This window comes from Dyadobacter fermentans DSM 18053, from assembly GCF_000023125.1.
GTDB lineage: Bacteria > Bacteroidota > Bacteroidia > Cytophagales > Spirosomataceae > Dyadobacter > Dyadobacter fermentans.
Map to the genome: position 1 here is coordinate 2,255,362 of NC_013037.1, position 24,551 is coordinate 2,279,912.

Genomic DNA, 24,551 nt, shown 5'->3' on the forward strand with positions numbered 1-24,551 from the left:
CATTATTTTTTCCAAAAAAATGCATTCGCGCTTAGGTGCGTGAACGTTGAGCTAATGCCGACACCCCTTGGAAAATTCTAAGGGGTGTTTTTATGCATGCATCGAACCGGCGCGCTGATTAGTTACCCGGCTATGCCAGCCACATTAAAAAAGGCCGCCTAAATTGCTTTGGAGCGGCCTTACTTTTTCTGGATTTTCAATTAAACATTTCCGTACGAATTCGATTGTCCGCCGTCGATCGCGATGACTTGTCCGCTGACATAGCTGCAATCTTCACTCAGCAAAAACACCACCAGTTTGCCGACTTCCTCGGGCAAGCCGAGACGCTTTGTCGGGTTGGATTGTGCGTAATGATCTTCCGCCTGTTTGGGATCTGCCGGATTCACCTGTCTGAAAGCCTCTGCCACCATTGGCGTGAGAATCGCACCGGGGGCAATGGCGTTGGTCAGGATTCCGTAACGGCCGTATTCCAATGCGGCGTTTTTTGTTATCCCCGAAACAGCGTGTTTGGTAGCCACATATGGCGTCTGATTCATCACACCACGAATCCCGCCCACAGAAGCGACGTTGACAATCCGGCCATATTCCTGTTTTTGCATAACCGGAATAATGTATTTCAACCCATAGTAAACACCCATCAAATTAATATCGACCACTTTTTTGAAGACATCCAGATCATATTCGACCATGGGCGCCTGTCTGCCTTCAATGCCGGCGTTGTTGTAAAAGCCGTCTATCCTGCCGAACTCGGCAACTGTATCGTCCACGTACTTCTTGACCGCAGTTTCGTCTGAAACGTCAGCGACGGACGCAAGCACGTTAATATCCGGGTACCTGGATTGGATCTCGGCTTTCGCCTTTTCCAGTGATTCTGCGTTATAGTCTATAATGGACAATGCTGCGCCGTTCCGGGCAGCTTCGAGAGCGGTGGCAAAACCCAGCCCCATTGCAGCGCCCGTGATAACGATTACTTTATTTTCTAGCCTTTTCATGTCATTTGTGATTAAAATGTAATAATGTAAAGATCAGAAAACAGGGCCTCAAACAGCCGCATTATCCGGCCGAACATTAGCACTATTTGAACATCTTTCATTTACGAACGGGCGTAGGGAGCTTGCTGATGAACATTGTATTTGAACTTCTCCGGCGTCAAACCGGTTTGCTTTTTGAAAAAACGGGCGAAGTAGGACTGGTCGGCAAAACCCAGGTTATAGGCAATTTCTTTAATTGAAAATTCCCCGTAAAACAGTTCTCTTTTACTTTCTATCAGCACAAGCTGGCTGAGCAGCTGACTCATGGTAATGCCCGCTTTCGCACGCAAAATTTCATTTACTCTTTTCGGTGTCAGCCCGATTTGCCCGGCATAATAGGACGCGGATCTGTTTTCTTTGAAATTTTCTTCCATCAATTGAAACAACCTGACAATGCGCAGGTCGTCGCCCACTGCCGCGCGGAGTTTGTGCGTGCCGAAACGGTGTAGGTGATGCAGAAAAACGGTTGTGTATTCCAGCAGCACCGTAATTTCCGCAATGCCTGCATATTCCAGCAATATGAGCGAAAATAAAGCTTCCAGCGGCGCGGTCATTTCCGGCGGAATCGGTATTCCCTTGTTTTCAAATGGCAGGAATAGCTGCCGGAGCTGCATTTCTTCAATGCGGTGAAAGAATTCTTCGGAAAAGACGATCACCCTCGCTTTTGGGAGCTGGGCCGATGGAATGGAATGCACCTGGTTTTTGGAGATCAGGTATACCAGGTTCTTTTGAATGGGATAAGGTTCAAAATCGATATACTGGACGCCCATATCTTCACTAAACCACACCAGCGCATAAAAATTAATGCGGTGGCTCGGCCGGTGTTCGCCAAACGCAACCACCTGGTCCGAAGCCATAAACTGCCCCTGGGGTAGAACGTGTAGCGGTATGGCGTTGCGTTTGGAATCCATCTTCTCAATTCCTGCGTTTGGAAGCGATATCTGTAAATATTTCATTTCTGACATCTGAGGACAATTCCAGAAACCGCTCGTATTGTTTCAGTACATCGGCAATGATTTCCTTTTCGGTGAAATACGCGACATTATAGCCGATTCGGTTGTCGCCGAAGTAGCTCATGGGTATGTTGGCCTGATCTTTCCTGACGTTTGGAACATTAACCTCTTTCACCAATACGCTGGAAACCAGACGGCTCTCATTGCGAACGCCGTAGACAAAGTCCTCGATTTGCTTGTGCCGGATCGTGAGCGATACATCTGTCGGGTTGGCCCGGAAGTCGATGCCCGCGGTGATCCCTTTGCTGTTAAACTCTGCCGCCAGTTCCGCCAATGCGCCGCGTACCGTGGTGCCTATGTATTCTTCCACGTTTTCGGACGTTTTCACCGACACGATTCTGTGCAGCCGCTCTTTCCACAACTCACCTGACCAATAGCTGGTTGCCGGTGAAAAGTCTGTGTTATAATAGTAGCTATCGACCACCAGCGCCCGTACCAGACAGTAACAAAAAAGGATCATCACCACCGAAAAAGGCAATGCGGTGATCAGCGTCATCGTCTGCAAGGATTGCAAGCCGCCGGCATTCAACAGCACCAGCGCAAGCAACGCAAGCAGCGCCCCCCAGCAGACGAGCTGCCATTTGGGTGACTTTTCGGCATTGTGGGAGGCAATGCTGTTGATCACAAATATCCCGGAGTCGGCCGATGTCACAAAAAATACAAATATGATGAAGATGGAAAAACTGCTGCTAAGTCCGGGAGCGGGCAAATAATCCAGAAAACGGAACAGCAGCTCGTCGGCATTGGCCGTGAGACTGCTGAGCTGCCCGGCGGCCTCGTGCTGGTCAAACCAGATCGCAGAATTCCCGAAGACTGTCATCCACAGGAAGTTGAATGCGGTAGGAAGGATCAATACCGCGCAGATAAACTCCCGGATAGTCCTGCCGCGGGAGATCCCGGCAATAAACAGCCCTACGTACGGCGCCCAGGAGATCCACCATGCCCAGTATAAGATTGTCCATTGAAAGTACCATGGCTGCCGTTCGGGCTCGTAGGCATGGGTATTGAATGTTAAGCTTAAAAACTGGTTCAGGTAATCGCCTATGCCTTCGGAGAGCGTGCCCATCAGAAAAACGGTTGGCCCGAACGTGAGTACAAACAGCATCAACAGGACCGCACCGGTGATGTTCAACTGGCTCAGAAACTTGACGCCCTTGCTCACGCCGGTGGTGGCCGAAAAAATCGAAATAGCCATGATTACAAGCACAATCACGATTTGTGATGAAAACCCAGAACTCTCGATAAGCCCTACTTCCACCAGTCCGGCACTGAGCTGCACCACGCCAAAGCCCAGCGTGGTGGTGATACCGAAGAAAGTACTGCATAGTGCAAAAGTGTCGATCGCGTCGCCCGCGGTGCCGTTGAGCCGGTCTTTCAAAATCGGGTAAAAGCAACTTCTCAGCGACAGGGGCAGCTTATAGCGGTAAGTAAAATAGGCCAGCGAGAGTCCCACCACCCCGTAAATCGCCCAGGCGTGAATGCCCCAGTGAAAAAAGGTATACAGCTGCGCGTTTTTGGAACGGGCAATCTGGTCCATCTGCCCGAAGGTTGGATCAGAAAAATGCGATAACGGTTCGGATACGCTGAAATACATCAAACCGATGCCCATTCCAGCCGCAAACAGCATCGAAATCCAAGAAAAGAAAGAATACTCGGGCACGGCGTCGTTATCGCCCAACGTAATCGAACCGAATTTACTGAAAACCAGCGCCAGCAGGAAAAACACGAAAATGGTGACCGACCAGACATAAGCCCAATTTAAATTGACAAATATCCAATCCTTCATTTGCGCCAGCAGCGTACCCGTGACTTGTGGAAAAAAACTGGCCAGAAAAGTGACTGCCAGGATAAACAACAGGCTGGGAACGGTGATGCCCTTCTTGAAGGTCGTGCGAGGAAGGAAATAGCTGTTTTTCATGGGGTGCGTTTTAGTGTGACAAAAAGCCCGCAGTCCAAAAGTATAAAACTAAAACGATAGCTGCCTGGTATGCCATTCGGGCACGAGCGGGTTGTGCCAGAAAACAATATAGAATTAATTCTATAACTATTGTCAAACTAATTAGTAACTGGCTTTGCTTCGATAGCCTTCGTTTCTACTTTTAGGCCCTGTCAATAATTGCCAGTCAAATCCCATTGCCCGCATTACCTATATCCTTCAACTATAATACAAAAATTATGGCTCAATACGTGCGTAACAACGCCTGGAACAACGGCGGTACTTTCGACAACAAAGACCTGTACTGGTACGCCAGGGGCGTCGAGGCGATGATGGCCCGTCCCATTGCCGATTCTGCCAGCTGGTGGTTTTATGCCGCCATCCACGGCGAGTATGCCAATCCCAATACCCCGTGGTATCCCCGGCCGGCCGCCTTCCCGGGGTGGAGCTTCATCCAGGGCACACCACAGGTACCCACCACTCCCCTGCCCGACTCCGCCACCATGGACCTGTACTGGAACCAGTGCCAACACGGAAGCTGGTATTTCTTCCCGTGGCACCGCGGCTACCTGATGTCGCTGGAAACCCAGCTGCGCGCGGACATTGTAGCAGCCGGCGGACCAGACACCTGGGCGCTCCCCTACTGGAACTATTTCGGAGGCCAGGGTGGTAGCCAAAGCCAGATGCCACCGGCATTTGCAGCCGAAACACTGCCCGAAGGAACGCCTAATGCCCTTTTCGTGACGATGCGCTACGGCCCGGATGGCGACGGCAACATTTACGTACCCTGCCCGCCCAAATACCCAACCGGCCCGATCAATGCAAAGGCCATGAAAAACGACCTTTTCACAGGCAGCGACGCGGTAACACGCCCGCCCGGCTTTGGCGGACCGCAAACCACATTTGCCCACAACGGTTCTCCGCACGGTAACTTTGAAAGCAACCCGCACGATCTGGTACATGGCTATGTAGGCGGCCAGCCAGGCCCTTCCGATGCGATCTACGGCATTATGGGCGACCCCGGCACAGCCGCATTAGACCCGATTTTCTATCTCCACCACTGCAATATCGACCGCATGTGGGAGGCCTGGAATGACCAGGGCAACAGCAATCCGACGGTGTCCAGCTGGACGAATGGCCCTTCGCGCCAGTTTGCGATGCCTACCGCCTCCGGCAAACCCTGGAACTACACGCCGGGTGACGTGTCCACGCTCGCCAACCTCGATTACAGCTACGAAAGCCTGGGTATCGAAGACGCACCTCAGGCCCCCAAAACACAGCCGGCGCTTACCCTTGCCAAACGCCTTGAAACCCTGGGAGCGTCACCGGAAGCCTCCAATGCCAGCCTGGAAGCAGCGGCGAGCACAGCACCAAGGAAAACCGAACTGCTGGGTGCAAGTCCAACCGCTCTGAAACTCAGCAAAACGCCCATCGAAATCACTGTTGCACTGGACGCCAGCACGCGCAAGGCCGCGGAAGTAAGCCTGCTGAAAGCCTCCGTCAGCGCACTGCCCGATAAAGCCTACCTTCGCCTCGAAAACGTGAGCGGGATTTATGACGCCACCATTCTCGGCATTTCGGTAAGCACGCCCGAAAGCGGCGGCAGTTATCTCGTTGGCCATGTTGCGCTTTTCGGCTTGCGGCGCGCAACCGTTTCGGACGGCCAGCATGGCGGGGAAGGACTTTCCTTTATCCTCGACATCACGCCGTTCATCGATGAGCTGCATCTCAACAACGCGCTCAATGCGGACGCTGTGAAAGTGGCCATCGTGCCCGACAAACCCCTCCCCGACGGTACGGAGGTAACCATCGGCCGTGTAAGCATTTACCGCGAAGCGTTTTAACCCAATACACGCATGATTTACAACGACAGGGAATACAGGCAGGTGAGGAATGTGGTGATGGGCGTCAGCCTGATTGCCTGGGCCATGATTTTCAATAAGCCCGCCTCCTCATCGTCCTGGTGCTGCGGCGGCGATTGCCCGAGTCAGCTGCAAATGGCTCTCGGAGCGGACGCCCCACTGACCCTGATCGCGGAAGTGGCACTGACAGAAAATGCGCCTGGTCCCCTGCTCGGGGATTGGGCGCTTATGCTGCTGGCCATGATGACGCCCACGCTGATACACCCGCTCGTGCACGTACGGATGAGCAGCTTCGCCAGCAGGCGTCTCCGGGCGACGGCGCTGTTTACAGCAGGATATTTGGGAATGTGGATGCTGGCTGGCCTGCCTTTTCTGGCCACCATGCTGGCTTCCAGGGCGATATGGCCGGGATCATACATACCGGCGATCGTGGTGGGCATGTTCGCATTGCTTTGGCAGGCCTCGCCCATTAAACAACGGGCGCTGAACCGCTGCCACAAGCACATGCCATTGCATGCATTCGGCAAAAAGGCGGATGCAGATACGTTGGTTTTTGGGGTGGTGCATGGAAGCTGGTGCCTTTCTTCCTGCTGGGCGCTGATGCTTTTTGCAATGCTGCTGCCGGAAGGGCATTCGCTGGGAATGGCGGCGGTGAGCATCCTTGTGTTTTGCGAGCGGCTCGACCCACCCAAAACACCGGCCTGGCAATGGCGCGGTTTTAGTACCATTTCAGGATACTTGATGAACCGGATACCCAAAACCCACGCCGGATCAACGACTGGTGCCTGATCCAAATCGCAAAGCCATGTACTCCGCCCAAAATCGTGAAACGATTGCATTGCGTACAGAGCCACTGGAAGTCTGGGGAGCTGGCGCCGATGCAGACATTCCGCTCACCCGGGAAGGCATTGATAAGTTGGCGCAATCGTATGCAGACACGCTCATTGGGAGGACCGGCCGCATTTACCTGGCACTTGAAAATATCCGCGGAACCCGGGACGCCACCATTCTGAAAGTGTATGTCCATACTACCGAACTGGCGGAATGGCAGGTGGAACATCTGGCCGATAGCATCAGCCTGTTCGGGCTGCGCAGAGCCAGTAGCGCCGAGGGCCTCACATCATTTCTCGACATTACTTCCATTATCAATAACCTGTCGGCAACTGGCCCGTTTCATCAGATGCGCGTCCATATCCAGCCCGAGCGGGTATTGCCAGAGACGACGGACATTGTAATTGAGAGCATTCGTATATTTCTGGAACATTAGCACGGAGCTGCCCTCAGGAGAACAGCTCCGTGCTTTGGCTGTTTAATTATGCTTTCGCCGCGTCGCGTAGTGCTTTAATCCGGTCGTGTGCGGCGTAGATGCCCTGTGCCTGGCCTCTGATGATTTCCTGTGCTTCCAGCGAAAGCCCGCTTCTGTTCACGGCATCCTGGTAGGCCTTTTTGATGGCGTCCTCACCTCTTTCGGCTTCCGAGAGAATGCTGGCGCGGTCGCTTCCACCGAACAGGGACTTCACATCGATCCACACGCGGTGTAATGTCCCGCTTACACTCTTATCTTCTTCAAGGTGCGGGGCGGTCCCGGCGATGGCTGAAAGCTCCTGTACATTTTTGCGGCTTTGCTGGGCATACTCTGCAAAAATCGCTTTCAAGTCTACATTTTCATCTTTAATATCCTCAATCACTTTCTCAAAGCCGGCGACGCGGTCATTATTGATCTCGATCAGATCGCCGATCAGGCTTGCGTTTTCGTTGGTTGACATATCGTTTCTGGTTTGTTGTGATTGACTGCTATGCCAAGATCGTGCCAGGAATGCGGAATTAAGAAACCATCAGCCTGTCTTTTTTATTCACGGTTTGGGACAATGTGGTGTTATATCTGAATACCGGCGTGCTTTCTCATATAGATTACCACAACTGACCGTTCGGCCATTAAAACGCTTCCAATGTTTTGGGTTAAAAATCTTTGCCTGATTCTCACCGGAATCCTGATTCTCGAAAGCCACGCATGTGCCCAAAAGCCGGCGGCACCTCCCGTTTCTGTCATTCTCGACACGGACATGGACTCCGATGTGGACGACGTGGGCGCGCTTGCCATGCTCCATGCGTATGAAAAGCGTAATATGGCCCGCATCCTGGGCATCATAGTAACAAGCGATGAGAAATACAGTGCCGGCTGTACAGATGCCATCAACAGATGGTTTGGCCGTAAGGATATTCCGATCGGCGTCAGCCAGAAAGACTCGCTGCGAACATTTTCCAGATACACCAGGCAAATCTCAGAGCGCTTCCCCACCCGGTTTACAACCAATGCCGATGCGGAAGACGGGACGGCGCTATACCGGAAATTGCTGGCCGCACAGCCTGACACCAGCGTGGTTATTATCACCATCGGGCACCTGACAAGTCTTGCCCGGCTGATGACGTCAGGCCCGGATACGATCAGCCCGTTGAACGGCGCCGACCTTGTGAAAAGAAAAGTGAAGCGATGGTCCTGCATGGGAGGCCAGTTCCCTGCGGGAAAAGAAGCCAACTTTTACAGGCCAGACCCCGCTTCAACCATTATTTGCCTTGCCAAATGGGAACTGCCCGTAACTTTCGCCGGCTGGGAAGCAGGTAACCAGATCGTTACCGGCGGCCCGGCATTTAAATCACAATCCAATCCGAATAGCCCTACTTACCACGCGTACGATCTCTACAATGGCTTTGCAGGACGTGCAAGCTGGGACCAGCTCTCCGTTTTGGAAGCGATTGAAGGAACTGATCCCTACTTTGATCTAAGGAAAGACGGCCAATGCAAAGTTGCCCCCGATGGAAGCAACCAATGGATTTCGCTACCCAACGGCCTGCACGGCTATTTAAGCATCAGATCGTCTGTCGCCACCATCCGCGAGCGAATCAATATGCTGATGCTTGGTACGCGCAATCCTTAACGACCGGCAAAGGAGGCAATAGACAATGCTCTTTTTGACCGACTTTTTATTATTCGGGCAAAATCATCACTGCTGTACCTGGCCGAAGAGACAGTTCAATGGCATTGCCAGTCAGCACTTTGCCTTTTTCCAGCAGCTTTCTGCCATCTATCCCGATCTCGTAAATAGCTGCACGGGAAGTGCCCTTCCATTCCGCCGGCAGCAGCCAGCGGCGTTTATCGTAGCCGTGCTCGCTGTATGCCATGATTTGCTTGCCCTGCCACAATGCCGGCACAAAAAAGTCGTCGTTATCCCGCAAAATGAACGCCCCCTTTCGGATCACGCGGTGGCCGTTCTCCACTCCTGCCCGCACACCTTCCGAATAAAACAAGGTGTCGCCTGCCATACCCACGCGGCTGAGCCGGCTCAGATAGTACCAGGGCAGCGTCGTGCGGCAAAACTGGGCCATGAAACCGGGCAGGTTATCTTTGTCTTTCAGAAAAATTTCTTCTCCCTGCATACTCGACCCAAAACGGAAATCTCCATCGTCTTTCCGGCTGGTGCGGCCACGGGCGGAAAGCATTTCGGGCGTTTCGAGCTGGTAGGCGGCGTCATCAGGGTACCACCACGACATTGGTTGCAGGCCCGTGAAACCTTCGCCCGGTGGATGCGCCCAGAAAATCCCTTCCCCCGTCACATCGAAGCCTTTCGCCCGCCAGTATTTGAAGATCTTGCGCTGGGTTTCCACTTCTTTATAAATGTCGATACCGCCGTTTTCCTTTTTCGCATGCCACGGACTGATCGTTTCCTCGTGCTCACCTTTGGCAACGAACACGTCGACATGGATCGTTTTACCCTCTTTCAGCTCGGGCACCATTTCGATGAGCGCGTCAATTCGTTTCTGACCCAGGCCCTGGTCCCATTCACGCGTATAGCTTACGTGGTACATGCTGTCGCCCTGGATCTGCATCCCGGCCACGAGCAGCTTTCCATTTTTGTCCTTCGCGATGATGTCGCGCTTCACATACTCGTCCCAGAGCGGGCTGTGGCGGTAGGCGTCCACCATATTGATATGCAGGCTCACAGTCGTGTTGTATTTCCGTCCTTCGCGGATCAGCCAGCGGAGACTTTCGAGCGCCGTGGCGTCCTGCGCGCGTTTGAGGCGCGGGTTCACCTCGTCCCAGGCCGGATACTGGTGGTCGTGCCCGCCTTTTTGCCAGCCTACGAGGTAGAGTATTTTCGGAATGCCATTTGTGAGATTATCTGTTTTACGGATCACTTCAAGCGCCTGCTCGAACGTGCAGATCACGTCGTGCTGCCTGGCAAACAACGGTTCTTTTCGAAGTCGCTCCACCGGTTCGCCTTCCATGCCCATCATCAATTTCATGACGAGTGCCTGATGGTAATCACGGTAGTAGGGCCTCACGGTGATATCTGTTGTGGCCGTCAATGTTTGGCTGCCCGTCGAATACAATGCGGTAATGGTGGCAATGCCCCCTTCCCGGCCCGTCACCTGGTTGCCTGTCAGCGTCACCACTGGCGCATTGCCGCTGGTGATCCTGTTTTTGGCATTGAAATGCACGTCGCCGATTTTCAGCGGCACAGCCCGTCCGTCGCGCAGGACACCTGTCACGCGCAAGGTGGCTTTTTCATCGGGATGCAGCACCGGGTTTAGCACCGGTTTGTCGGCTTCTATTCTGATATATTGGTACGCCGGTTTGGGCGCCTGTGCATTCAGCCGGAATGCAAACAGGACCAGCAAAACCGGTAGCAGATGATACTTCATTGTGTTGATTTAAAATGATTGGATAATAAACTTCTCGCTGCCCGTCTGCTTTACATTCATTTTAGGCATGTTTTCGAGCCTGATGTTTCGGCCCAGCACATCGCCTTGCAGCTTCGTTCCGCTGAGCTCTACTTTTGAACAGCCATTGAAATAGAACATGACCTTATGGTCCGTCTGCGGTGCGAGATCATGGCTCCTGATGACGGTGTTATTGGCAAAAAACAGCCCTTGCGTGCTTTTGCCATACAAAACGGGATAGTCAAAAGTCTTGAAGACATTGTTCTCGATGCGGATATTGAAATGAACAGGCTGCTTCACATCGGCCACTTTGTTGGATGGGTGAATGGCAATCACGGCATTACCCGGACCGCCCTGGTAGGCGCAATCGACGAACTCGTTATTCCGGATCGTGACGTCCCGCACCGGCCCCGACTCATACCAGCCCTCCGCATCGGCTTCGATGAGCACGGCGCTCATCCCGGTCCGGAAAAATGTATTATTCTCGATAATGGCTTTGCGGGGCGTCGTCAGCAGCACTCCGCGGGTATTGGTGCGGGTGAAATGGTTGCCTCGGATGAGCACTTCCGGCGTCCAGGTCATATTTTCAACACAATCGTGTTCCTCCAAACCGGCAGGCACGGGCTGCTCAAAAGTGACCAGCACCTCGCGGTCGCTTAGGCGCTCCACATTTTTCACCCTACCCTGCGCAAAGCGCTGCATGGAAGCGGCGTGCACATATGCCACGGTATCGCCGGGGAAATAGGCATTGAAACCGTAACTCTGGCCGTGCATGAAGCGAAGTTTTAACTGATTGGCAGCAGGCTTGCCCGTGATGCGCAGATTGGTACCGTGCACATTAATAGGATCGTCATGCGCGCCCGAGAAACGGCAGTCTTCGACGGTTACCTTGCCCCGGCAACCCGAGAAGTGCATGAAATCCGCCGAAGAAGCGATGATCCGGCCTGACTCCGGCCGCGGTGCGCAGGTCACCCGGCGCATCGTCACATTTTCGGTATACTGGCTCACGATACCCAGGCCGTGCATGTAATGCATGCCCACGTCTTCCAGCGTCATATTTTTGCTTTCCAGGATGAGCATGCCCACCTGGTCGCGGATAATGTCGCGGACGGTAAGGATATTGCCCTGTTTCGGCTTGAAATCGCGGGGCGTTTCAAAACGGACACGGCGGGGTGCCAGCCCGGTAGCTTTGCTGTTGCCAAATGGCTTCCAGTCGCTGTAAAGCATGGTTTTTAAAGTGGTATCAAACTCCACCGCGTGGAAATGGTTGGTTTTCCAGCCTTCTCCAAACCATTCGAGACGGCCGTCCCGAATGGCGTAACGCGCATCCGGGTGGATATCGAGTTCCACACCGCCTTCCGATACATTCGCATACCCCATTTCAGACATGGTGGGCCGCTCGAAATCGACATGCACGTTTTGCAGTTTCACATCGCTGCAATGATCGAAGACCATCGTCGTCATTTTCCCATGGAACATAAACAGCGCCCCGTTGCCCTCGATCGTCAGGCCGCGGGCATTTTTGAACAGCATTCCAATGATCCTGATCTTGTCGGGGTCTTCCGCTTCGGTAGATGTGTTGGAGATAAAATACCTGGCCCTAACGGCGCCGTCGGGCCAGAAATCGTAGCGGCCTTTCGGGAATACGATCTTCTTCTGCCCACTTTGAATAGCCTGGTCGATCACCTTTTGCACACGGGCTGTCACATTCTCGTAGCTATCCGGCCGGATGCCGGCGTCGGACACCGAAACGGACTGCCCACGCGTCGTGAACGAAAGGACAAAAAGAAAGAATAATGCATTGAAATGCAACTTTTTAAGAAAAAACATGGGTTAGGAATAGTTCAAATAAAAGACCGGAAAAAAGCGAACGGGCGATTCACGGCATCGCCCGGCGCTTTCCATGGCTACTTGATTATTTTGTTCACTTTAATGGTCCAAACACGGGTATTCTTGCCATCGGCAGCCGTCACCTGATACTGTCGGGGTGACGAAAAATCGCCCGGGACGCCTAGTAAAGGCGCGCCAGAAAGCGGCGTGATGTCGGCAGCCGTCGAGATGTTGCCGTACAACACCAGATCGCCGACATTTACCTTGTCCCGCACAGCGGCCGTGAATGCACCAGAAGCCTGCGGAACGGTTATTTCCAGCAAAACCGAATCGGTAGCAGCGCCCGGCGTGTTCTCGCGGAGTTTGAAAGTCCGCGCCACAGGCAGGTTCACCATGTTGACCTTCGGCGAACCATCGTTGTTTTTGGCCGTGGCGTCCGCGAAGCGGTACTCCGTAAATACATTGATAATCTTCGCTTCTTCAAATGCGGGAAGCTCGTCGAGGCCTTTATCCAGGCAGCCTGTCAGCAATGTCGCCGACGCCAGCAGCAGTCCCAGGGAAATGGAATAGGTTAGTTTCTTCATAGAAATGTCGGGTTATGTCACCAGTTAGGGTTCTGCTGCAATTTGCTGTTACGGTTGACCTGCCCCTGGGGGATTGGAAAAAGGTAGCGTTTCGTCTCGTCGAAGTCGCGCACATTGTTGACATTAAATGTGATAGGATCAATGAAGTAGCTCTTGCGATCCTGGGCGATCTCGATGAATGTCGGCGCTTCTTCGAGTTCCGGGATGTTGCCTCCCGGCGCAATGCCGTGGTTGGCCTCCCGGCCGTACTTGCCCCAGCGCAGCAGGCTCCAGTAAAAGTCCTTTTCCTTCACGAGTTCGACCTGTCTTTCCAGCTTGTAATCCTCCCACGCTCGGGCCGGCGAAGCCGCTTTGGAGGCAGGCAGCTGACCGTGCGCAACCCGTGTCACATTCAGTGCAGCGACGGCCTCACCAGTCTTACCCTGTTTCAGCAATGCTTCTGCCTTATTGAGATACACCTCTCCCAACCGGAAAATCGGCCAGTGATAATCGGTCGGAATGCCGTAAAATACCCTCGGCGAGACATTATACACGCCTTTGCGCCAGTAATAATTGGTAACGCCGATATGCGGCCCCAGCGCTCCGTTCACCAGGCGGTGCAGGTTTCCTTTCAGTTTGGTCGTAACCGTTTCGTTGAACCACGTGCAGGAATCGTACACGACCGTGGCGTAAAAACGCTTGTCGCGGTGGGCATAGATCAGCGCGCTTACGTCGCCCGTCTGACCGGTGTAATTAGCACTTTCGGCATGTGAGCCGCCGGCTGTTTTGGTTAAATTTTTCTTAAACTGGCTGCTTTCGCTCCATTTCACGGCATCACCGCTCGACTGATCCACGACCAGGTACTTATCGACGAGATTCTGCGAGGGCGAATAGTAAAGCCACGCCTCGAACGTTTTGTCCACCTTGAACAACGGCCCTCCGCCCGAGCGTGTTACGTAGTCGTTATTCGTGTTCGGCACCACATTCTGCATATCTTCAATATTATCGCAATTGGTGTTGGCGCTGCTGCGGTATACGCCCATAATGATCTCTTTGGAATACCGGTTTTTCTCATTGAACATGCCTTCGTAATCGGGGTCGATCGCATATTTCCCGCTGTTGATCACCGCATCGGCGGCGTCGATGGCTTTTTGGAAATAGGCTGCGTCGCCGGTGTAGGCGGCTGCCTGCAATGCCACTTCCGATTTCAGCGCCTGTGCCACATACTTGTTCGCGCGGCCCGATGCCGATGTTTCCGGCAGGCCGGCGATGGCATCGTCGATGTCCTTCATCACGATCTGGTAGGATTCCGTTGCATCGGCCGTTAATGGCAATTCTAGTTCGTCGTCGGGCGTAAGGACCTTATCGATCCAGATAAACCGGCCGAAACGTTTGACGAGAAAAAAGTTGACCATTGCCCGCAGGGACTTAGCTTCCGCCACGAGCAGGGCTTTGTTCGCCTCGGTGAGCGCGGCGGATGAAGCTGCTTTTTCGATAATAAGGTTGCAACGACGGATCTGCGCAAAGCGGTTGAAGCCGAAGTTATCGTCATCGCGGGTGATTTGCCCGCGGCTCACCACGTTGCCCCGACCATCAATGTTGTTGGTCGTATAACCTTCCTCGCCCACGAAACTCGTGTAATTTCCCAGTACATCGGCATAGGTGCTGAAAACAAACGCCTCGGCCGATTCCATCGTGCCCCACACGGTCGATTCGTCGTACTTGCCTTCGAACGGCTTCGTATCGAGCAGGTCATTCTTGCACGAAGCGACCGTCAACAGCAAGATAAAAGTCAATAAAGTATATCTCAGATTTTTCATGATCTTCGGTTTAGAATGCCACATTTACACCCAATGAAAAGGTCCGCTGGATCGGGTATGCATAATTGTTGTCGCTGCCGGACTCGGGGTCCATATAGAATTTTCTGAGCGGAGAAACAGTCAGCAGGTTTTGTGCGGTAAGGGATATACGCAGTGTCCGGATGAAGCTGGCACGACTCAGCAAACCGGATTTTACGTCGTAGCCAAGCTGCAACGTTTTCAACCTTACATACCTGCCATTAGCAAGCCAGAATGTCGACGTTACATAGTTGTTATCCCCATTAATTCCCGAAGAACTGACCAGGCGCGGGTAGGTTGCATTGCGGTTTTCGGGCGTCCAGTAATCTTTCTGAAATTCGTAGGTCACCTGCTGGCGGATCACATCACCTACGTACACGCTGCGGTCGCCGGCCCCCTGGAACAACGAGTTGAGAAAAAAACCTTTGTATTGCAGGTCGAGATTGACACCGTACATGATGTGAGGCACAATTTGCTTCCCAATCCGCACCTGGTCGGCGGCATCGAGCTGGCCGTCGCCATTCACATCGCGGTAGCGGATATCACCGGGCGCGAGGTTTACCGATCCGGCCCTTTTCGGGCTGTTCAGAATTTCTTCATGTGTCTGGTAAAAACCTTCGGCAATGTATCCGCGGCCCCAATAATCCTTCTGGTGCGTGGTGCGGCTGTCCGGGTTTTTCAATGTCGCCTCGTCCTCGGTTGGGTTCACTTCCCACAGTTGGTCGTATTTGGACAAATTACCACCGACACTGTAACGCAGTTCTCCGATATTGTTGCGGTAATTCAGGCTGAACTCGAAACCTGCGCGGCGGTGTGCCCCATTGGTTTTCACGGTCGGCAACGCCGTCCCGAGCGGGTCTGAGTATTTTGTGCCGGACGGGCTGGCGAGGTACCCCGTCGTGCGGATGTAGAAGTAGTCGAAAGAGCCATTCAGTTTGCCTGATAGCGTCGTGAACTCCAAACCGATGTTTCGCGAATTCTGCGTGTACCAGGTGATATCTGGGCTGGGCAATGCGCCTTCGCTAAAACCCGGCACCAGCACGCCGCCCACCATATAAGTCCGCTGATTGAGCGAATACCCGGGCAGGTAACCATAGCGGGGTATTTCGAGGTTGGATGCCACCGTACCCGCCGATCCATCCTGCGCTACCGAACCAATCGAGCCCCTGATTTTCAGATAGCTGAGAATGTTTTTATCCGCGACAGGCTGGAAAAATCCTTCGTCCGAGACGGTCCAGCCCGCCGAAATCGACGGAAAGAATCCCCAGCGGTTGCCTTTCGGGAAATTGTCGTTGCCGTCGTAGCGGAAGTTGCCTTCGAGCATATACTTGCCTTTATAGTCATAGCGAAGCCTGCCTACATAGCCCGCGCGGGCAGATTCCGCTGCCGAGCCGTTGTTTTCCATATTTTCAGTCGGACCGGAAGCGAGCTGGTCCACCGGGAGCTGGTAATTGCGGCGCGTCGCATTGAAATTTTCGCCATACGAGTAACTTTCCTCATAAATGACCGCTGCACTCACGTTGTGGTGCTTCGCAATGATCGTCTCGTAATTAATATGGCCTTGCAGGCTGTACGACCAGTTGTCCTGAGCATTGGTAAAAAGGTTCGGCTTATTGGCAATCGCTGCTACATCGCTGCCGATCGCATATTGCGGCGCTGTCTGCGTCCACATTTTCTCCCAGAAATTACCCATGCGGTAATTACCCAATGCCTTCACCGATAGCCCTTTTACGCCAGGAACGGCCCAGCTCAGCATCATATTTCCATTCACAAACTTGTCGGTAGACCGGTCGTAGCCCGAGCGCGGGTCCATTTCCACCAGCGGATGGTCGCCCGAGTTGGCATATTTGCCCTTGTCATTAAAGGCGGGGGTCATTGGACTCTTGTTCTGAATGTGGCCCCAGATGTAATAGTAGCCCGATCCGTATTGCGAGGCAGGCTGATTCAGCTTCTCAATGGCCCCACTGAGGTTGATCTCCGCTTTAAGGCCGATCTTGTCAAAATTGTTGGTCATATTGATCCGGTAATTGTACCGTTTCAGCCAGTTGGTTTTCTGCGTATACAACGTCCCCTGGTCGAAATAGCCCAAAGATGCGAAGTACTGGGTGCGCTCGGTTCCGCCGGAAAGCGAGATGTTGTGCCTCATTTGAGGCGCGAAACGTTTGAGTGCAAGTTTTTGCCAGTCGGTGTTCGGGTAGTTGACAGGGTCGGTTTGGTCGCGGAATTTAGCCAGCACTTCTTCGGAATAATCCGGCGGCAGGCCATCGTTGATCTTGGCTTCATTTGAAATAAGCGCACGTTCGAACGAGCTTAATTTCTGAGGAAGATAAGTCGGCTGCGAAAGGTCATAATTGTAGTCGTAGCGGATCACCGACTCTCCTGCTTTTCCACGTTTCGTCGTAATGAGAATGACGCCATTACCGCCACGCGTACCATACACAGCCGTCGCGGCAGCGTCTTTCAGCACCTGGAAACTCTCGATATCATTGGAATTGATATTATTGAAATCCAGCTGGGTTGAAATCACACCATCGATCACAAACAATGGCTGGTTGCCACCACGGATCGAAATCGTCGGTTTCACACCGGGACCTGCGCCGCTGGTCGACACGATCAGGCCGGGAGCCCTGCCCGCAAGTCCGTCGGCAATGCTGGTCAATGGCAGGTTTTCAAGTTTTTCGGTTTCCACCTTTGCTACGGCCGCCGTATTCTTGCGGATTGAAGTCGTGCCGTAACCCACTACCATCACCGCATCCAGCGCCTGTACGTCGGCCGCCAGCTTTACCTCGATATAAGTACGGTTGTTGAGCATTACCTCCTGCGTCAAAAAACCAATGGAGGATACCACCAATGCGCGGGCACTGTCGGGCAGCGAAAGCGTAAACTCGCCCTTTTCGTTGGTGGACGTGCCCGTGTTGGTCGTACCTTTGAGCAGCACGGTCGCACCAGGAATGGCGCCACCGGCATGGTCTACCACTTTGCCCGATACGGTAAATGCTACGATCGACTCTTTTTCAGTCACAGAGGGAAACAAATGTTCGAAAAGCGACTGTTTCGGCATTCTTTTGAGCAAGATCTGGTTACGGCTGGTGACCTGGTAGTTAATTTGCAGGGGCGTCAGCAGCTTATTCAGGACATTTCCCAAAGTTTCTTCTTTCACACTGACGGTAACGGTGCGGGTCGACTGGATCAGTTCAGGAATATACATGAAGCGCACGCCTGTTTGCCTGGTCAGGATACCCAGCACGGTCTCTACTTTTTGTTCATTGATGCTCAGGCTTATCCGCCGGCTGAGCACCTCCTGCGCCCGGGTCGGCCCGGCCAGGGAAAGGTTTGTGAACAGGCCGATCACGAATAGTTGTATGAGGCTGACTCTCATAATCTTCCAGAGTATTTTAGGAAAATGTAATGGTATTTGCATACTTTTGATTGTTTTGAGGTTTTGGAGAAAATCGGCAAAACGCGTCCCGGCGACCTTTTTCGAAAGGTCAGGTTTTGGAGAGAGAACTGTCGGGATTTCAGGTGAATCGTGTTAGCGCACTATTCACCTTTTTTTGTGGTCGGGGTTTATATCATAGGCACGGGTTTAAGTTACCAATTCAAACTGCCGGTTCAGTTACAGGATTTTGCTGAAATGGTGATATCCTGATCGCTGATCGTGTACGTCGCTTCCAGTATTGCACCTATCCATTCCAGCTTTGTTTCCAACGGCTCGTCGCCAAGCGTGGCCGTAAGGCTGCAATGTTCCATCAGTTTCCGGTCAAAATGGATTTTTACTCCGTAAGCATTTTCAATCGAAGCAAATACCTGAGCGATCGGTGTGTGGTTGTATTCAAATGATTGTGTTTCGATCGGGATGTTCAGCAGCGTGTTGGACTGATTGGGGACCTTGATGATTTGTGTGCCCGCCTTTTGAAGCGTCGCTTGCTCCTGCGGCATCAGAAGCACGGCGTCCTTCGGCTTCACGTTGGCGGCGGGCAGCGCTTTTCCTTCCGGAAAGACGGCTACCTTGCCCGTTTTCACCGCAACGGTAACACCCTCCGAGCCGGACCGAATACTGAAACTCGTACCGACTACACGGGTTACCAACCCGCCCGAACGCACGAAGAATGGCCGCAGCGAGTCTTTCGCAACTTCGAAAAATGCATCGCCCGTCAATTCGACGAACCTGCGGCCTGAGAGAAAATGCCTGGGATACCGGATGCTGCTATGCTGGTACAGTACCACTGAACTACCGTCGGAGAGGCGGATATGCCTTAGAGACTTGCCGGTGTTGGTCACATGCACAGCTTCTTCGCCATCCGCAATTCCCCAATGCTGCTCCTGGCCGGCCAGCAGGTTGGCTACGTGGTTGTTCTGATAAGCCGCCCAGCCAAATGCAACCAGCAAAAGCACTGAGGCTGCCGCTGCCCACGGCCGCCAAGCCATCCATAACGGCCGAAATTTCCCTTCGCGGGATTTCGCATGAGCGAGAATCGCATGTGCTCTGGCATCCACCTGCTCGTCGGTCATGCCGGTCTTCGCGCCATGAATGGCACGAACGGTCAGCCGGGCTTGTTCGAGGATTTCGGTGTGCTGCGGATTATCCAGTTTCCAGCGATGCCAGAATTCATCGTCCGGTTTAGAGCCGTTCAAGACCCAGGATATGAAGCGTTGGTTTTCCAGCAGTGACTGATAGAGCAGATCGTCATTCATGTTCAAAACTTTTCATCGTTCTGCTGCTATTATCCTTCGGACGCCTCATTCATACTCACCAGAATTGTAAAATTTTTAATTAATAAAATTATATTTAAATAGTCCGATTATTTATTGCAATAATTATAATAAATAGTTAAAATTAGGATGATTGCAATCCAGTGTTCTCGGAGATTGGTCAATGCCCGCTGAATGATATTTCGCACCGACTGAGGCTTGATTTCAAGCATGCTGGCGATCTCCTCCGGGCTAAGGTCGTGAAAAAAGCGAAGATAAAGAACCTCTTTCTGGCGTTCTGGCAACTTGGTGAGAAGGCTGGTCATTCTACCGAAATCAAGGCTCTGGTCGCCGTGGAAATGGTTTTCTTCCGAGAGAATATCCGCGCGGAGCTCGTCGAGCTGGTCCTGCCACTCGATCGTCCGGTTGGCAACTTTGATGGCCTTAAAGATCTGGTTCCGGAAAGCCTTCATCAGGTAGTGGTTTACCGACGGCGTTTCTTTCACTGACTTCCTGTGCAGCCACAGGTTGACGAGCAAATCCTGTAATGCATCTTCGGCGAGTTGTGTATTGGATGTGAATTTTTGCCCGTAATGTAAAAGTTTGCGGTAGTAGCGGCGGGTAAGTTCGGTAAATGCACCTTCATCATCCTCTCTGAGGCGCTGCCAAAGTATTAAGTCGGAGGCGTTGTCAAAAGGCTTTTCCAAGGGAGAAGAGGCGAAATGGATGAGTGCGCAGAAGGATGTACGGTTTTCAAAATTAATCCGAAAATTAGAAAAAATAGGACATTAGGCTGCATTTGTTTCACCAGGCTAAAAATAAAAATCACCCTTTTCATGGAAAAGGGTGATTTTTAGTCGAGCGGGTAACAGGCGCTCACGCTTACTTCCTAGCGATACTCCATCCACGCCGTCGCTTCGCAATCCTTATCGGCTTTAAACCGTACCCATCTTGCCGCAAATTCCTTGGGAAAGCTGAAATCGACGGTTTTGCCGGGCTCGACAACGAATTTCCGGCTCTCCATCCACGGGCCGTTTCCAACGGGATCAACTTCCATTGTGAAGGTCACGGGCGACTTTGCATTGTGCGAAAGCTGCAAGGTTTTTTGGTCGTAAAACCCAATCAGAAAGGGGTCTGAGGCTTCATTGGCTTTGACCTGCGTATCGTTCAATGGTCCGCCGTGGCCGGTTGGTTTGCCGAGCTTCCAAAGATCGTCGATCGCCCCGGCCCAAACCGCCGCTTTTTGATCGTCCGACACGATGATGTGCTCATTTCCTTTGGCCGATTTGGCGTCGATGCCCGTCATTACCAGCAAGCCCCGGTAGGATGCGTAATCATTGATGCGCAGCTTGTGCGACGATATCGGCCGGATCTTCGCGTAACCATCGGCATTCTCCGCAGGCAGCTCGTAAAATGTCCCGTGGCAGTTGAACAGATCGCGCTCGGTGGAAACTTCGCGGCAAATACGCAGGGCAGCGTCGTTCGTAAGGCCGGTAAATGCTTCGTCGCCCAGCGGCAGTCGCCAGCGCCGACCTTTGTCATCAATCACGAGTACGGACGATGCGTCTATCGTCACCACCTGCTGCGGAATCCTGAATTTTGTTTTGATAAAATCCTTCGTTTTCAAATCTTCCTTGCGCGACAACTTCATATCGCCGTCGAGCTCGTAGTAACCGGCGTCGCTGGCTTTGCTACCGGCATAGTTGAGTGCGGTTATGCCCAGCGCCCTGCGGTTTTCTCCCAGTCCGTAAAGCAGTCCGCCGGTTGTTGCAGCAGCATTTACAGGACTCAAACCATTGAAAATCGCATTTGCGGACATTGTTCGCTTGTCGTCATTCTGATAGGAAAAATGCGCGGAAACATAGGTCTCCTTATCCGCTTTAATGCGAATCCATTCACCCGACTCGGCCGTTGCGAACACGATTTCCCTGGCTGTTTTTGCAGGAATTTTCACAGTTTTCAATGCAGCCCAGCTGTCATTTCCCGATTTGTCCACTTCAAATGTAAATGCCACTTCGCTGTCTCCATTGTTTTGCACCCAGGCTGTGCGGCGGGCCCAGCCGCTGAACAGGAACGGTTCCGAAGCCGCATTCGCTTTCACATTTTCATTCAGCCACACCGCGCCTTCGGAGTTGTTCGGGCCGAGCTCGTCGGGTTTGGTGAGTGAGGTAAACCAGAGGTTCGAGTTGGATTGGCCGGGGCCTTCGATGTTGCCTTTGGCTTTTCTTTTGTTCAAAAATTCGCGCTGGGCGGAGTCGTCACATCCGAAAACCAGCTGATCGTTCCAGCGGGTATAATCGCCGATCACCTTTAAATAGGCAGTTTTCGGGCGGATTCCGGCGCTGTTTTTGGAGGTAAATGTTTCAGGAAACTTCCAGAACATTCCGTGCATCGTCATCAGATAATCCGGTTTTGCGGCAGTTCCAACGTCCCTGATGCGCGGCCATTCGGTGTTCCAGCCGTGGGCGCCGTCGTAGGCATGGCTCGCTTTGGGCAGTCGGTAAAATGTCCATTTCCCATGGTCCCGCACCGCCATCAGCAGTGATTTGTGGTCCCACCCTGTCGCCCAGATCGCGTCTGTTTCAGGGTTTTTGTTCCCGTCAATGCCGCCCGGACCGGTCACTTCCACAAACTGGTTGCGGCGTACCACCTTCCAGTTTTTTCCATCCCATTCCGACAATGAACCGGACTCCACATCAAACTGCTGCTCCGCCTTTTTGCCCGGTTCACCATTGTTGGAATAAACCGTCACGCCCTGTCCGGAATAATAACCTTTCCCATGCGCGCCGGGCAGCAAATTATTGTATTGATAAGGCTGCTGCTCACCATCGCTTTTAAGATTTTTGACATTCCCATCGGTGTAAAGTGTTTTCACATCGAGGCTCTTTACATCGACTTCGTAAAAACCTTCCTCCATCGTCCCGTAATATATTTTTCCCTTCGGATCAGTCAAATGGCGCGCATTGCCCGTGTGGCGGCCGGGCATTGTTTTGTAGGAAATTGCACGCACGCCGCCTTTCGCATCGATGGCATAAGGCCCGATAAAAAGCTGGTTACTTTCCTTGTGGATCATGCGGTTGGCAGGCGTGCCGCCGATGCTTTCCGGTCGCACGGTTTGGGTCAGATCCGCGCTGATTTCGTACAATTTATCGTCGGAACCGAAGGGCAAATGGGGTGCGTAAGTGATCGCCCAAAGCTTGCCTGCCCAGGGTACCACAGCACCGGTTCCGCATTCGCCGGCGCTGTTGTACATGGCCAGGTGCGGATAGATGCCGCTGAACGAGGGCTTTTTGCTTTGGGCGGTTAGTTGCAGGGTTAGGAATAGTAAGGGAGCTGTAAGCCAAAGGTTTGTCTTTTTCATAAATGCGTTTTTGTATACTTTTAATAACCTGTGTTTTGAGTAATGCCGGTGTTCACGCGCCCTTCCACGGCGGGAATCGGCCAGAGATATTGGCGGGTTTTGTCAAAATTTCGCTGGGCGAGCACTTTTACGTCGGTACCGAAGCCGGAATAGTCCGCAATGCCGTCGTCATCAATGGGCGTTACGCCGGGGAAAGGCCATTTGGCGCGGTTTTGCGCAGCCGGGTCGGGCAGACCGACTACCGGGCGTGACAATGCTTTTTCAGCGAGTCTCCAACGGATCAGATCCATATAGCGCAGGCCTTCGCGGGGGAATTCTACCCGGCGCTCGCGGCGCAGAATTTTGGTCAAAGCGGCTGCATTGGTGACAGCCACGGCGGGATAACCGGTGGTTTGCTGCCCGGTAACGCCGTAAGCCCGCGCCCGCACCTGGTTGATCGCGCTGAGCACGCTGGCGTCGATTTCGCCTAATTCTATTTTCGCTTCGGCGTAGGTCAGCAGTATTTCGGCGTAGCGGGAAATGATCGCGTCGTTGTCCTCCACGAGCCGGTCGGGCCAGGTTTGGTCAATGCCTTTTTTCCATAAAAAACCGGTAAAACTGGCAAATGCAGCCACAGCACGGGTGTCCCTGTTTTGGACCCTTTTATTTTCTTTTGAACTAAAAACTGTAAGCGAATCGGGGTGCGGCGTATAGTTGTAGCCGAGCCACTGCGTGTTGAACTCCACCACATTGGCCGTCAGGCGCGGGTCGCGGTTCTTGAATGGATTCTTAGGGTCGTAAAGGGGCGATTCGTCAATGGGCTTTCCGTCGGCGCATTCGTAGGCGTCCACAATTTCCCGCGTAGGCAACTGCGCACCGAAGCCGCCGGCGTTGCGCGAAATGTTATCCTGCACATAGCCCGCCGGGCTAAAAACCTGCTGCTTTTCATCCCGTGGAATACTGATGATGATCTCGCGGCTGCTCTCGCCCGCTCTCAAAAAAAGCTGGGAATAGGATGCATGCAATGTATAAACACCCGACTGGATAATCGCCGAAGCCGCATCCCGGGCAATGGCCCAGTTTTCGGTGTACAAAGCAGTCCGCGCCTTGATCGCCAGCGCCGCGCCCTGGGTGAGGCGTTTTGCCTCGGCAGCACCATAGCTGGCCGGCAAATTGGCTGCCGCAAAATCCAGCTCGGCGAACACAAAAGCAAGGATTTCCGCCTTCGCCGTGCGCGTGATCCCGTACGACTCTTCCAATGTGAGTGGCCCGGTCAGGAAAGGCACGTCGCCGAAATGCGTGATCAGGCGGGAGTACTGGTAGGCGCGGATCAGGCGCATTTCGGCTTCCAGGCGCAGCATCACATTGGCTGGCGTGTTGGAAGCGGCTTTGTCTTTATTTGCCAGAAATGAATTCGCACGGGCAATTGCTTTGTAGGCATTGAGCCAAAATGTTTGAACGGCTGCATCGTCGGCATTCATCGTACCGCCGATCACCGCGTTGGTCAGCTGGCCGCGGTGCCATTCATTGTCACTGAAAAGCTCGTTATCGTTCCCCCAGAATGCGAGCCGGTACAGGTCATTTACGGCCAGTTCCAGTTCGGTTTGATTGGCGTAAAAAGTGCCTGTGGAAGCCTCCGAAAGCGGTGCAAGGTCGAGCGTGTGGCAGGACGATAAGCCCGCCAGCAGGAATATGGGAAGGATGATTTTTTTCATCTTGAATAGCTG

17 protein-coding genes are annotated in these 24,551 nt (G+C 53.0%); 4 read left to right on the plus strand and 13 right to left on the minus strand.

Annotated features, from left to right (window positions below; genetic code table 11):
* Positions 1-200: 200 nt before the first annotated feature.
* The 3 genes from DFER_RS09040 to DFER_RS09050 all read right to left on the minus strand — a co-directional run bounded on the left by DFER_RS09040 (position 201) and on the right by DFER_RS09050 (position 3,962).
* Positions 201-992, minus strand: coding sequence for a glucose 1-dehydrogenase (locus DFER_RS09040; RefSeq protein WP_015811324.1), 792 nt, complete (start codon positions 990-992; stop codon positions 201-203).
* 101 nt (positions 993-1,093) lie between these two features.
* The gene (locus tag DFER_RS09045; protein ID WP_015811325.1) at positions 1,094-1,942 is read right to left on the minus strand and encodes a helix-turn-helix domain-containing protein; all 849 of its coding nucleotides are present in this window, start codon (positions 1,940-1,942) and stop codon (positions 1,094-1,096) included.
* A 4-nt stretch (positions 1,943-1,946) separates the two neighbouring features.
* The gene (locus DFER_RS09050) at positions 1,947-3,962 is read right to left on the minus strand and encodes a BCCT family transporter (protein ID WP_015811326.1); all 2,016 of its coding nucleotides are present in this window, start codon (positions 3,960-3,962) and stop codon (positions 1,947-1,949) included.
* A gap of 257 nt (positions 3,963-4,219) precedes the next feature.
* On the opposite strand from DFER_RS09050, the gene DFER_RS09055 reads away from it, so the two are divergent.
* Genes DFER_RS09055 through DFER_RS09065 form a run of 3 tightly spaced genes read left to right on the plus strand, consistent with a single transcriptional unit; the run spans position 4,220 to position 7,109 of the window.
* Positions 4,220-5,824 carry a tyrosinase family protein gene (locus DFER_RS09055; protein ID WP_015811327.1) on the plus strand — a complete coding sequence of 535 codons (1,605 nt, stop codon included), beginning with the start codon at positions 4,220-4,222 and terminating at the stop codon, positions 5,822-5,824.
* 12 nt (positions 5,825-5,836) lie between these two features.
* The gene (locus DFER_RS29145) at positions 5,837-6,631 is read left to right on the plus strand and encodes a DUF2182 domain-containing protein (RefSeq protein WP_015811328.1); all 795 of its coding nucleotides are present in this window, start codon (positions 5,837-5,839) and stop codon (positions 6,629-6,631) included.
* A gap of 16 nt (positions 6,632-6,647) precedes the next feature.
* On the plus strand, positions 6,648-7,109 hold the full coding sequence (locus DFER_RS09065; protein ID WP_015811329.1) for a DUF7868 domain-containing protein: 462 nt from the start codon (positions 6,648-6,650) through the stop codon (positions 7,107-7,109).
* A gap of 46 nt (positions 7,110-7,155) precedes the next feature.
* On the opposite strand, the gene DFER_RS09070 is transcribed toward DFER_RS09065, so the two are convergent.
* Positions 7,156-7,608, minus strand: coding sequence for a ferritin-like domain-containing protein (locus DFER_RS09070; protein ID WP_015811330.1), 453 nt, complete (start codon positions 7,606-7,608; stop codon positions 7,156-7,158).
* A gap of 183 nt (positions 7,609-7,791) precedes the next feature.
* Between DFER_RS09070 and DFER_RS09075 the strand changes: the two genes are divergently transcribed.
* Entirely contained in the window at positions 7,792-8,778 is a 987-nt protein-coding gene (locus DFER_RS09075) for a nucleoside hydrolase (protein WP_015811331.1), read from the plus strand.
* Between the two features lie 49 nt (positions 8,779-8,827).
* Here DFER_RS09075 and DFER_RS09080 read toward each other — a convergent pair whose 3' ends face one another.
* The 9 genes from DFER_RS09080 to DFER_RS09120 all read right to left on the minus strand — a co-directional run bounded on the left by DFER_RS09080 (position 8,828) and on the right by DFER_RS09120 (position 24,539).
* Positions 8,828-10,543: an endo-alpha-N-acetylgalactosaminidase family protein gene (locus tag DFER_RS09080; protein ID WP_015811332.1), complete on the minus strand. Its 1,716-nt coding sequence runs from the start codon at positions 10,541-10,543 to the stop codon at positions 8,828-8,830.
* Between the two features lie 9 nt (positions 10,544-10,552).
* Positions 10,553-12,391, minus strand: a complete 1,839-nt coding sequence (locus DFER_RS09085; RefSeq protein ID WP_015811333.1) for a right-handed parallel beta-helix repeat-containing protein — start codon at positions 12,389-12,391, stop codon at positions 10,553-10,555.
* A 77-nt stretch (positions 12,392-12,468) separates the two neighbouring features.
* Positions 12,469-12,975: a DUF5018-related domain-containing protein gene (locus DFER_RS09090; RefSeq protein ID WP_015811334.1), complete on the minus strand. Its 507-nt coding sequence runs from the start codon at positions 12,973-12,975 to the stop codon at positions 12,469-12,471.
* Between the two features lie 17 nt (positions 12,976-12,992).
* Positions 12,993-14,774: a RagB/SusD family nutrient uptake outer membrane protein gene (locus DFER_RS09095; RefSeq protein ID WP_041736242.1), complete on the minus strand. Its 1,782-nt coding sequence runs from the start codon at positions 14,772-14,774 to the stop codon at positions 12,993-12,995.
* 10 nt (positions 14,775-14,784) lie between these two features.
* Positions 14,785-18,171: a SusC/RagA family TonB-linked outer membrane protein gene (locus DFER_RS09100; RefSeq protein ID WP_015811336.1), complete on the minus strand. Its 3,387-nt coding sequence runs from the start codon at positions 18,169-18,171 to the stop codon at positions 14,785-14,787.
* 233 nt (positions 18,172-18,404) lie between these two features.
* Positions 18,405-19,487 (minus strand): FecR family protein, encoded by a 1,083-nt coding sequence (locus DFER_RS29150; RefSeq protein ID WP_015811337.1) that lies wholly within the window; start codon positions 19,485-19,487, stop codon positions 18,405-18,407.
* A gap of 107 nt (positions 19,488-19,594) precedes the next feature.
* Entirely contained in the window at positions 19,595-20,191 is a 597-nt protein-coding gene (locus DFER_RS09110) for an RNA polymerase sigma factor (RefSeq protein WP_015811338.1), read from the minus strand.
* A 182-nt stretch (positions 20,192-20,373) separates the two neighbouring features.
* A complete protein-coding gene (locus DFER_RS09115; RefSeq protein ID WP_015811339.1) occupies positions 20,374-22,845 on the minus strand; it encodes a hypothetical protein in 2,472 nt (823 codons plus the stop codon).
* A 20-nt stretch (positions 22,846-22,865) separates the two neighbouring features.
* Positions 22,866-24,539 carry a RagB/SusD family nutrient uptake outer membrane protein gene (locus tag DFER_RS09120; protein WP_015811340.1) on the minus strand — a complete coding sequence of 558 codons (1,674 nt, stop codon included), beginning with the start codon at positions 24,537-24,539 and terminating at the stop codon, positions 22,866-22,868.
* Positions 24,540-24,551 lie beyond the last annotated feature (12 nt).